This is a genomic window from Shewanella sp. Shew256 (assembly GCF_002196695.1).
Lineage (GTDB): Bacteria > Pseudomonadota > Gammaproteobacteria > Enterobacterales > Shewanellaceae > Shewanella > Shewanella mangrovisoli.
Map to the genome: position 1 here is coordinate 231,174 of NZ_NAJR01000004.1, position 11,669 is coordinate 242,842.

General features: G+C 47.1%; 6 protein-coding genes. 2 read left to right on the forward strand and 4 right to left on the reverse strand.

All coding sequences use genetic code 11. From position 1 onward, the window contains the following. Positions 1 to 39 precede the first annotated feature (39 nt). From B5P39_RS09120 to B5P39_RS09135, 4 genes are all read right to left on the reverse strand, one after another. Entirely contained in the window at positions 40 to 2,298 is a 2,259-nt protein-coding gene (locus B5P39_RS09120; protein ID WP_088211279.1) for a sensor domain-containing phosphodiesterase, read from the reverse strand. A gap of 152 nt (positions 2,299 to 2,450) precedes the next feature. Continuing rightward, positions 2,451 to 3,665: an RsmB/NOP family class I SAM-dependent RNA methyltransferase gene (locus B5P39_RS09125; RefSeq protein WP_088211280.1), complete on the reverse strand. Its 1,215-nt coding sequence runs from the start codon at positions 3,663 to 3,665 to the stop codon at positions 2,451 to 2,453. Positions 3,666 to 3,817: 152 nt separating this feature from the next. After that, the gene (locus B5P39_RS09130; protein WP_088211281.1) at positions 3,818 to 5,089 is read right to left on the reverse strand and encodes a sugar MFS transporter; all 1,272 of its coding nucleotides are present in this window, start codon (positions 5,087 to 5,089) and stop codon (positions 3,818 to 3,820) included. Positions 5,090 to 5,214: 125 nt separating this feature from the next. Further along, positions 5,215 to 6,837, reverse strand: coding sequence for an alpha-glucosidase (locus B5P39_RS09135; protein ID WP_088211282.1), 1,623 nt, complete (start codon positions 6,835 to 6,837; stop codon positions 5,215 to 5,217). A 499-nt stretch (positions 6,838 to 7,336) separates the two neighbouring features. On the opposite strand from B5P39_RS09135, the gene B5P39_RS09140 reads away from it, so the two are divergent. Further along, entirely contained in the window at positions 7,337 to 10,057 is a 2,721-nt protein-coding gene (locus B5P39_RS09140) for a TonB-dependent receptor (protein ID WP_088211283.1), read from the forward strand. A 109-nt stretch (positions 10,058 to 10,166) separates the two neighbouring features. Next, complete coding sequence (locus tag B5P39_RS09145) at positions 10,167 to 11,657, forward strand: tryptophan halogenase family protein (RefSeq protein ID WP_088211284.1); 1,491 nt, start codon at positions 10,167 to 10,169, stop codon at positions 11,655 to 11,657. The last annotated feature ends 12 nt before the right edge of the window (positions 11,658 to 11,669 follow it).

Sequence of the window (11,669 nt, forward strand, 5' to 3'; positions counted from 1 at the left end):
TATATGGCGCGCTTCTTTTTTGAGGCTTGTTCGAACTCATCATGAACGGTGATGAGTCGCAGCTTGCTCGGCAAGTAACTCAAAAAATGCCGCCTTGGGCATGGGCTTATAAAAGATATAGCCTTGAATTTCTTGAATATGGTTTTCCATCATCACCTTAAGCTGCGCCTCGGTTTCGACCCCTTCTGCCGTCACACTCAAATTCAGCGCATGACTTAAGCGCACAATCGCCTCTATCAATGCGAGGTGACGCTCCCCTTCATCTAACCTATCGATAAAACTCTTATCGATTTTGATTTGATCGATCGGAAAATTCGCCAAATAGGATAAGGAAGAATAACCAGTGCCAAAGTCATCGAGAGAGATTTTAATGCCTCGGCCGCGTAACTCGTTCAGCACTTGGATTAGATGCACATGCTGTTTCATCAGCAGCGATTCGGTGATTTCTATGGTGATAAGCTCGTAGGGAAACTCAATTAACCCCAGCTCTTCGATAATATCGGCAAAGGAATCGCAAAACGCATCCTGCAACTCGTGGGACCAAAACTCAAAGGTCGACACGTTCACCGCTAAATTGATTGGCCAGCCTAGAGCTTGCATGTCGATGATGGTTTGCATCACGGCTTTGCGTACATAGCGACCAATGTTAACGATTAAACCGCTGTTCTCGGCGATGGGAATAAACTCATCGGGGGAAATAAACAGCCCCTCGTGCTGCCAACGCAGTAGCACTTCGGCGCGCTGAACAAGCCCTGTTGTCGCATCCACAATCGGCTGAAAATACAGCTCGAAGGCTTCTTGTTCTAAGGCTTGTTTCAGCAGTGTATGCAAATTCGCAATGCGCTCGGCATTTTGCTGCATTTGCTCGGTGAAAAAATGGTAACGGTTACGACCATCCGCCTTGGAGATATACATGGCCTGATCGGCGCAGTTTAACAGTTGCTCCAGATCCAGCGCATCCTCGGGAAAGCGCGCGATCCCAATACTCACCGAGCTATATACGCCCTTATCATGGGACAATTCATAGCGTTGATACACACGTTTATTAATCTTATCAGCAAGCTGTGACAATTCTCTTTGCGTCACAAGGCCCGGAAGCAACAGCGCAAACTCATCGCCCCCTAAACGGGCAAATACCGCTTGCTCATTCAAACAGGTCTTAATCTGCTCCACGACCTGCACCAGCAGCGCATCCCCTTTGTCGTGACCATAGGTATCGTTCACTTGTTTAAAGTTATCTAAATCCATCAGCATAAAGCTAAAACCAGGGGTTAAGCTGTCGGCGGATATCAGCTCTTGGATTTGTCTAAACAAGGCATTACGGTTTGCCAAGCCAGTGAGGGGATCATTGTTGGCTTGATACTTAATTAACTGCGCCGCCTTTTTACGCTCACTGATATCGGAAAATAACCAAGCAAAACCATTCTCGTTGCTATGGGGCTCGCGAAACACGGTCACGGTTAAATCGAGGTAAAAGGTTTCACCGTTATTACGCAGGCCAATCAACTCACCCTGCCACATTTTACCTTCAGACAGATGTTGAAACAGGGAATCGATTTCGTGGGGCTCAGAGGGAGAGAAAAAGTGTTCAGGGCAAAAATCATGAATATCAGTGGTTTTAGGATAAACCATCTGGGTAAACGCATCGTTTGCATAGAGCACGGAATAGCTGGCATTGGTGATGACTAACGACAGAGGTAGGCGATCAAATATTTTCACCGCAAGGCGCTGAAACTCGAGTGACCGACTGCGCTCTACCGCTAAACTCGCCAGCCTTGCCGCCTCAGAAATCAAGGTTAAATCCGCAGCTGTCGGTACTTTTACGGTTTCATAGTACATGGCAAAGGTGCCGAGGACCTTGCCTTGAGTATCTTTGATAGGCTCAGACCAACAGGCCCTCAGCCCGTGGGTTAATGCAAACTCTTTGTACGGCGCCCAATAGGGATGATGTTCAATGTCATCAACAATCACCCGCTGCCCCGTAAACGCCGCGGTACCGCAGGAGCCAACCCCAGGACCTATTTCGACCCCATGGATGGCTTGGTTATAACTGACGGGTAAATGGGGCGCGGCGCCCGTGAGCAGCTTTTTGCCGTCTTCGCTGAGTAGCAATACGGAGGCATGCGTGCCTAAACGCTGATCTTCAATTTTTAAGACTAAAGCATGGAGGATTTCTGCTAATGGCGCGCCATTGAGCAGCATAGACAAGATGCCGTTATAGCATTCTAAGCTAACGCTTTGATTAAACTGAGCATTAATCTCGCCGATACTGCCCGTAACCGCAATTCCTTCGTCCATACATCCCTTAGTCATTTAGCGCTTAAGTTAACGACCTTACTAAGATGAACAATCTTTGTAAATCAGGGGTGAATTTTAGGTATTTAGCCGCACTAAAGCAACTTTTCAATTATGGATGAAAACCTGCTTTAGTGGCGAGATAAAATGCGGGTTTATTCTTGAATTCGCTCGAGTTTTGCTAAATAAAAACCATCGAAACCCGTCTCGGCGGGACTAATGGTTTCATCTTCGAGTAAACGGAAATTGGGGTTTTCCGCTAAGAAAGCATCCACTTGACCGCGGTTTTCACAGGGGAAAATTGAGCAGGTCGCATACACCACAATGCCACCCACCTTCACCATGCGGCTATAGCTACTTAAAATATGCTTTTGCAGCTCCATCAGTACTGGCAAACGTTCGGCGGTATCACGCCATTTCGCATCGGGATTGCGCTTTAATACCCCAAGGCCTGAGCAAGGCACATCGAGCAGCACACGATCGGCACTGAGTTTTAAGCGTTTGATGGTTTTTGAACCGACAATTAATCGGGTTTCGATATTGTGGGCACCATTACGACGGGCGCGTTCTTTAAGGTTGTCGAGTTTCCATTGCTCCACATCCATCGCCAATAAACGGCCTTTGCCCTGCATCTGCGCGGCGATATGTAAGGTCTTGCCCCCTGCGCCCGCGCAGGCATCAATCACTCGCATGCCCGGTTTGGCATCGAGCGCCGCAGCCACACGTTGCGAGCCCGCATCTTGCTGCTCAAATAATCCGTCTTTAAAGCAGTTAGTCCGAAATAGCGCGGAATCAGAGGTTACTTCAAGGGCTGAATCAACGCCCTCGACCGCTTGAGTGGTGACAAACTCGGCTGCCAGTTTTTGCGCTAAATCATCACGAGTCACTTTAAGGCCATTGACCCGCAGGAAGCGTTTTGGCGGAGTGCTTAAGGCGGCACGCTCCTTCTCCCAGGATGTACCAAGCTGGGCTTGCCCCATTGCATCTAACCATTCTGGGCAACCGTCCCAAAGCACAGGCTGGTTCTTAGCCTGTTCGATACGCTCGGCTAAACGCTCGGCATCGACCGGCAAGGAATACTGCATTTTTGGCAGTTCTAACTTGTGGAATAAGTGCCACACATTAAGCAGCTTAGAGCCTAAACGCTCCATTTCTTCCGGCTTAATTTCGGCTAAGAAACAATACAGATTTAACCGGCGAAGAATATCGCCCGTCACGGTGGCAATACGCGCCTGTTCGGCGGGCACTAACTTTAACCCAGAGAAATGCTGAGAATAAGCCCGGTCTAAGGGTTTTCCTTCGCTCAGTACCATAGCTAAGATACTGATCACTAATTCATTCGAGCTGGCAGAAAGCGGAGAATTCAACATTTACAGGTCACCGTGAGTAATAAAACCGGGGGATCATAGGAGGTCAGGCACTAATACGCAAGTAAACAGATGCCCAGTTGCCTTTTAGAGGCAAAAAAGTCCAATAAAAAAGCGATCCATGGGGATCGCTTTTCTCGCATCGGCCAATGCCGTTACATTTTAGAACCTTTCGCGCCGTAGAACAGGATAAAACCGTAACATACCACAGGCAGAATAAAGGCCAATTGAATGCCTAAGTTATCGGCTAATACGCCCTGTAATAATGGCACAATCGCACCACCTACAATGGCTAAACACAGAATACCGCTGCCCTGAGAGGTGTGCGGACCTAGGTCACGCAACGCTAAGCTGAAAATGGTTGGGAACATAATTGAGTTAAATAATCCTACGCCCAAAATCGCCCACATAGCGACACTGCCACTGGTAGTCATCGCCACCAGCACCAACAATGCCGCCATAAAGGCATTGAAGGCAAGCACTGTACCTGCGGGGATTTTTTGCATTACCGCCGAACCGATAAAGCGTCCGACCATAGCGCCGCCCCAGTAATAGGCGATGTAATGGGCCGCTTGCTCTTCTGGCATACCGACGATGTGTGCTTCGCCGAGGAAGTTAACTAAGAAGCTACCAATCGAGACTTCTGCGCCCACATAGACAAAAATCCCCACCGCACCTAACACCAAATGGGTGCTTTGCAGCGCGCTAGTCTTGCCTAAATGGGTTTGTACTTCCCCTGCTGCGGCTTCGCTGTGTTCACGGATCACGGGCAAATCTAACTTCGCGAAAATCACCGCCAGTACCGCAAGCGCCGCAGCCAGCAATAAGTAAGGCAGCTTAACCACTTCCGCCTCGGCATTGGCTTGGGCTAATTCAGAAGACACTGACGCGGCAACGGATAAGATCAGAATCGAGCCAAAAAATGGCGCAACAGTGGTCCCTAGCGCGTTAAAGGCTTGTGTCAGGTTCAAGCGGCTCGATGCGGTCTCGCTGCTGCCAAGCGCGTTAACATAGGGGTTAGCCGCCACCTGTAAAATAGTGATCCCTGATGCCAATACAAACAAGGCGCCGAGGAATAAACCGTAGGTCGCAAAGGAGGCTGCTGGGTAGAACAAACCACAACCGATACTCGCAATCACTAAACCTGTGACTATGCCCTTTTGATAACCGAGTCGTTTAACCAGCTGTCCCGCTGGGATCGACACCAGAAAATAAGCCCCAAAGAAGCAAAACTGGATCAACATCGCTTGGGTGTAATTGAGTGAAAACACCGCCTTAAGATGAGGGATCAGAATATCGTTCAGACAAGTAATAAAGCCCCACATAAAAAACAGTGAGGTCAATGAGACTAACGCAAAACGATAATTACCGTTTCCCGCCTCGCTCACGCTGCTCGTGTGGCTGCTGGTGTTTATAGATGACGCCATAGTTGTGCTCTCTAATCATGTTTTTATTATCTAAAGGGAATGTCCCTTAGGCGTTTTCGTACTACGACAGGCAGCCACAATGAAATTGTGCTGCCCATCCGAAGTGGTGTAATGCCCGGTTGAAACTAGTTCAACAACGCATAAAAGCAGGCATAGGCCGAAAATGTCAATGTGTCGGCGACCCTTTGCGCAGTTTTCAAACCGTGACCGGTAATTTCTTGCTGGATGCTGAGGGCATTCAGTGATAATGCCTGCTCTGTATCTTGTAGGTTAAAGCACACCAGTAGCTTTTGCTCCCCGAACGTACGCACGAACACCAACAAGGGTTCTGGCGCATCGAGGAATTCAATTTCCCCTTCAACCAAAGCGGGATAGCCTTTGCGCCATGCGAGGAACTGACGATAGCCATGTAACATCGATTGGCTATCGGCTTCCTGCGCATCGACCGCCAGTGCTCTGTGTGCATTCGCCACAGGCAACCAAGGTGTCACTTGGCTAAAGCCACCAAAATCAGCACTTTGTTCCCACGGCATAGGTGTACGGCAGCCATCACGGCCCTTAAACATTGGCCAGAAGGTTTTGCCGAATGGATCCTGCAACTCGTGGTATTCAATCGGCGCCTCGGTTAAACCCAGCTCTTCCCCTTGATAGCTACAGACACTGCCTCGCAGTGAGTTAACCATGGCATTGAGCATTTTCACCATGTCGGATGTTTGCTTACCACGTCCCCAACGGCTGGCGACGCGCTGTGCATCGTGATTACCTATCGCCCAGCAGGGCCAACCATCACCAATACTCGCTTCCAGTGCTTCTACCGTTTGGCGAATATAAGCGGCGCTATAGTCATCGGTCAGCAGCTCGAAACTGTAGGCCATATGTAAGCGATCTTCGCCCTTGGTATAGGCGGCCATCACGGCGAGTGAATCCTCGGCGGAGACTTCGCCTAAGGTCACAACACCTGGATAACGATTGATTAACTGGCGTAATTCTTCAATAAATAGAATCGTTTGCGGTCTATCATTATTGTAGTAATGGTACTGATAGGCATAAGGATTATCTTCACTGAATCCGCGCCCTTGGCGTTTATCCTTGGGTTTGGGTGGATTATCCCTAAGCTGCTCATCGTGATAACAGAAGGTAATGGCATCTAAGCGGAAACCATCGACGCCCTTCTTCAACCAAAACTCCACATTATCTAATACGGCTTGACGCACGTCGGGATTGTGGAAGTTGATGTCGGGTTGGCTGCGTAAAAAGTTGTGCAGATAATATTGTTGTCTGCGCGGCTCCCACTCCCAGGCGCAACCGCCGAAAATGGCTAACCAGTTGTTTGGCGCCGTACCATCTTCCTTAGGATCGGCCCACACATACCAATCTGCCTTGGGATTGGTTCGGCTCTCGCGACTCTCACAAAACCACGCATGTTGATCTGAGGTATGGCTTAACACTTGGTCGATAATGACTTTAATGCCACGTTGATGGGCTTTTTCAATCAGTTCATCAAAATCCTGCATAGTGCCAAACAGAGGATCAACCTCGCGATAGTCACTGATATCGTAACCAAAGTCGGCCATAGGGGATTTAAAGAATGGCGAAATCCAAATCGCATCCACATTCAGGCTGGCAATATAGTCCAACTTAGTGATAATACCGCGCAGATCGCCAACGCCATCACCATTAGTATCCAAAAGGCTACGTGGATAGATTTGATAGATCACAGCTCCACGCCACCAAGTTAACTCACTCATATTGCCCCTTTATCCTTATTCTTCAGCGCGCTAACCCAAAAACTCTCACATGAGCAGTTACAATCATGTTACTGCGGAGTAAAGGCGCTACGGCTTGTATTAGTGGCAACGAGCATACGTGAACAGGGAAATAAGGTTCAATACGCCTGCATACGTATGCAAAACAGGCTATCATTAGACTTGTCTGATTAAGATTAAATTAACCCTTTACTAACATAAGGTTGCGTTGAATTACTCGGAGATAAAATCGGAGTTTTTTTGGCCGAAATCCCCGTTTTGGCAGGCCTCTGACCTATTGAATACGTATGCACAATATTGTGAGGCCAAGATCCTCGGGAGTAGTATCTTCACCGTTGCATAACAATTTGGTCATAAACGCAGCACTTATGCAGTCAATTAAGCGCCGAAATACCAAAAAAAAGGCCGCAAAAACAATGCGGTAATAACGATAAAACGCTCTACATAAGCGGTAAAAAGCGACTTCAAGGGGAAGATAGAAATGATGCGATTTAAACCCAGCTTGCTGACCTTAGCACTCGTTGCTGCTGGCGCCAGTATGCACTCCTACGCAGCAGATGATGCGACTGCACAAACAACAGCACAAGATGACAATATAGAAGTCATCCAAGTAACAGGTATCCGCCGTAGCCTGCAAGAATCTCAATCTTTAAAAATGTCATCATCTTCTATTGTTGAAGCGATTTCAGCAGAAGACATTGGTAAATTACCCGACGTAAGTATTGCAGAATCACTTGCCCGTTTACCAGGTGTATCGGCACAACGTTTAGATGGTCGTGCGAACGTGATTTCAATCCGTGGTATGGGACCTGATTTTACAACCGCAACACTCAATGGCCGCGAACAAGCCTCAGTTAACGATAACCGCAGTGTTGAGTTTGACCAATATCCATCCGAATTATTGAACCGCGTAGTTGTCTATAAAACTCCAGATGCTTCGGTAATGGCGCAAGCAATCGGCGGTACCGTCGATATGCAAACGATTAGCCCTCTTGCACATGGAGAACAAACCGTTGCAGTGGCTGTACGTGGTGAGATGAACGATCTCGGAGCCCTCAACAGCGGCTCTGACGATAAAGGTTATCGCGGTAGTATCTCTTATATTGACCAATTTGCCGATGATACCTTAGGTGTGGCAATCGGTTATGCCCGCATGGTATCACCTAACCAAGAAGAACGTTGGCAAGCTTGGGGTTATCCAGAAAATGCCAATGGCGATAGCGTGTTAGGAGGAGCAAAACCCTTTGTTCGCTCTAGCGAATTAGAGCGTGATGGCGTGCTGGCCGTTGTAGAGTATGCTCCAAACGATCGTTTCCACTCGACTCTCGATCTTTACTACTCAAAATTTGTGGACGATCAACGCCTACGTGGTATTGAGATCCCAGCAGCTTGGGGAACTAATGGAGGTGTAATTGCCACGACAACTGTCGATGGCTTAGTGACTGAAGGCGTCATCAAAGGTGCTGAAGTCGTTGTGCGTAACGACGTAAATAAACGTGACGCAGACTCTCTATCTATTGGCTGGAATAATAAGTTCAGCATCAACGATAGCTGGAACCTTGAAGCTGATGTGTCTCTGTCTAAAGCGAATCGTACCGACATTGGTATGGAGAGCTACTCAGGTACTGGTCGCGGCACGGGTGTCGGCGCAGTGGATGATTTAAGCTTTGCCTACAATGGCAAAGGTGGATATGTTTTTGATCACAACCTCGATTATGCAGATAAAAACGTTATCAAACTTGGCGATCCTCTCGGTTGGGGTAGCCCACTTGGCGCCAATACTCAGGACGGTTTTATTAACAAACCCGAAATTGAAGATGAACTAAAGTCTTTCCGTCTAAGTGCTGAATACATTCTCGATGGTGGCGCGGTTCGTAGCGTTGAGTTTGGTGTTAACCGCACCGACCGTGATAAAACCAAAATCGACAAAGGCTACTATTTAACGCTAAAAGGCTATGATGGTTCAGCCGATTATACGATGACGGTTCCTGACAAATATCTACTCGATCCAACCTCCCTTGCCTTCTTCGGTATGGGCGATGTACTGAGCTATGACTCATTAGCATTCTATAATGACGGCAACTATATCGAGACCGACGTCGCCGATGTGGACTTATCTCGTGCGACTAACTCTTGGGCAGTACAGGAAAAAGTGACAACGGGTTATGTGTTAGCGAATCTAGAATCTGAAGTATTTGGTATTCCATTCACAGGTAATGCAGGCCTTCAAGCTGTGTATACCGATCAATCATCAGACGGTACAGTTGCAACAGTCGAAGATGGAATTGTTGAATTAACGCCACGCACGGCAGGTGATTCCTATGTTGAATGGCTACCAAGTTTAAACCTAAGCTTTGAAGTAGCAGATAGCCAAGTCGTACGTTTTGCCGCTGCGCGTACCTTGACTCGTTCACGTATGGATAAGATGAATGCCAACTTGAACTACAGCTATAACCAAAATCCAAATGATGGCGTTAACTGGACAGGTAACGCGGGTAACCCAGAACTTCGTCCTTGGTTAGCACGTCAGTATGACTTAAGTTATGAAAACTATTTTAGTGATCAAGGTTACTTCTCTGTCGCAGTGTTCTACAAAGACCTAGAAAACTACGTCTACGATCAAAAAGTAGATTTCGACTTCAGTACCCTCTTCCCAGGCGTACCAGGAAATCCAATCGGTGTGATCACCCAACCACAAAATGGTGAAGGTGGTTATGTTCAAGGGATTGAAGCTGCAGTGTCATTAGACTTTGGCATGTTTGCAGATGTACTAAGTGGTTTCGGTACAGTCTTAAGTGGTTCATACAACGACAGTGAGGTGAAAGAGACACCAAGCAGCGCGCCAACAACTCTGCCTGGTTTGTCTGAAAAGACCTTAAACGCAACCGTTTATTATGAAAGTTCAGGCTTTGAAGCGCGTATCAGCTCTCGTTACCGCAGTGACTTCCTCGGCGAAGTGACTAAGATCAGTCTGCAACGTGAAAACGTGAACATTAAAGCGGAAACAGTGGTCGATGCTCAAGTCAGCTATGACTTCAGCGAGAGCGGCATAGAGTCTCTGTATGGATTATCGGTTCTTTTCCAAGTCAACAACTTAACCAATGAACCTTTCACCTCTTATACAGGTTCAGACCAACGTTTAGTACGTGACTACCAAAACTATGGCCGTAACTTCATGTTAGGTGCCAACTATAAGTTCTAACAGTGACAGCTAAGCCTCTGCAAGCATTGCAGAGGCTTTTCTTTTATATTTGTCACAACCACTCATCTCTATTAATCATCAGCCTACTTAATTAACGAAGGGCTAAACCATGGGTCAAATCAAAGATATTGTCATTGTGGGTGGCGGTACTTCGGGTTGGATGACTGCAGTACTTCTCGCCAAGTTATTTAAGCAAACCCTCAATATTACCCTTGTGGAATCTGCTGATGTTGGCACCATTGGCGTTGGTGAAGCCACTATCCCACCACTGCAATTATTCAACAGTGTTCTAGGGATCCCCGAAAAAGAATTTATCAAAGCAACTCATGCCACCTTTAAACTCGGTATTCAATTTGAGCACTGGGGGAGTCTGGGTGATAGCTATATGCATGCCTTTGGCAACATTGGCAAAGACATAGGGTTTACTCAATTCCACCACTATTGGCTAAGTACAAAACCCCAAACTATCAGCGCATTTTGGGATTACTCGCTCAATTACCAGGCTGCAATACACCATAAATTTCAAGCTATTGAACATATTCCCCACTCACCTTTAGCGGGGATCACCCATGCGTATCATTTTGATGCCGCTTGCTACGCTCAGTTACTGCGACAATACAGTGAAAAAGCGGGCGTAAAACGCATTGAAGGTAAGGTTGAAACGGTCAACCGCACTGAAAATGGTTATATCTCTAGCCTCAGCCTAATCTCTGGCGTATCAGTCCAAGGCGACTTCTTTATCGATTGCTCAGGGTTTGCCGCCCTTTTAATTGGAAAAACACTTAATGTTGGCTATGAGAGTTACCAAGATTGGCTACTGTGTGACAGTGCTTTCGCAGTACCCAGTGAAAAAGTCGCTGAGATCCCCCCTTACACACGTGCCATTGCCCATGAGGCTGGATGGCAATGGCGGATCCCACTGCAACATAGAACGGGAAATGGCATTGTCTACTCTAGTCGCTACATGAGTGATGACGAAGCAAAGGCAAAGTTACTGTCGACGCTTGATGGCAAGCCACTCTCTGAGCCAAAAAAAATATCCTTTATTCCTGGGCGTAGGTTAAAGCAGTGGCAACATAATTGTGTGGCGATTGGTCTATCGAGTGGCTTTTTAGAACCCCTTGAATCAACAAGTATTCATTTAGTGCAATCGGCCATCATTCGATTAACGAAACTCTTTCCCCACCAAGGTGTGGAGCAAGCCACTGTGGATGAGTTTAATCGCCAATCTCAACTCGAATTCGAACAAATCCGAGATTTTATTATCCTGCACTATCATCTCAATCAAAGACCAGTATCGAATCAAGACTCGATTTGGCACGCCTGTCAACGGATGCAAGTCCCTGAAAGTTTGCAGCAGAAAATCACCTTATTTAAGCAAACTGGCTCAATTTTCAGGCATAAAGAAGAACTCTTCACGGAAGAGGCCTGGGCTCAAGTCATGCTAGGTCAAGGGATTATTCCCCAGGATTTTAATCCATTAGCTCACACGGTTGAACAACAAGACTTAACTGAGTTTTTTAGGAATATCAGAGCAATCATAAATAATAGTGTCAGTAAAATGCCAACTCATGAGCAATATCTCGCACAGTTGGTTTAATGCCATACGGTT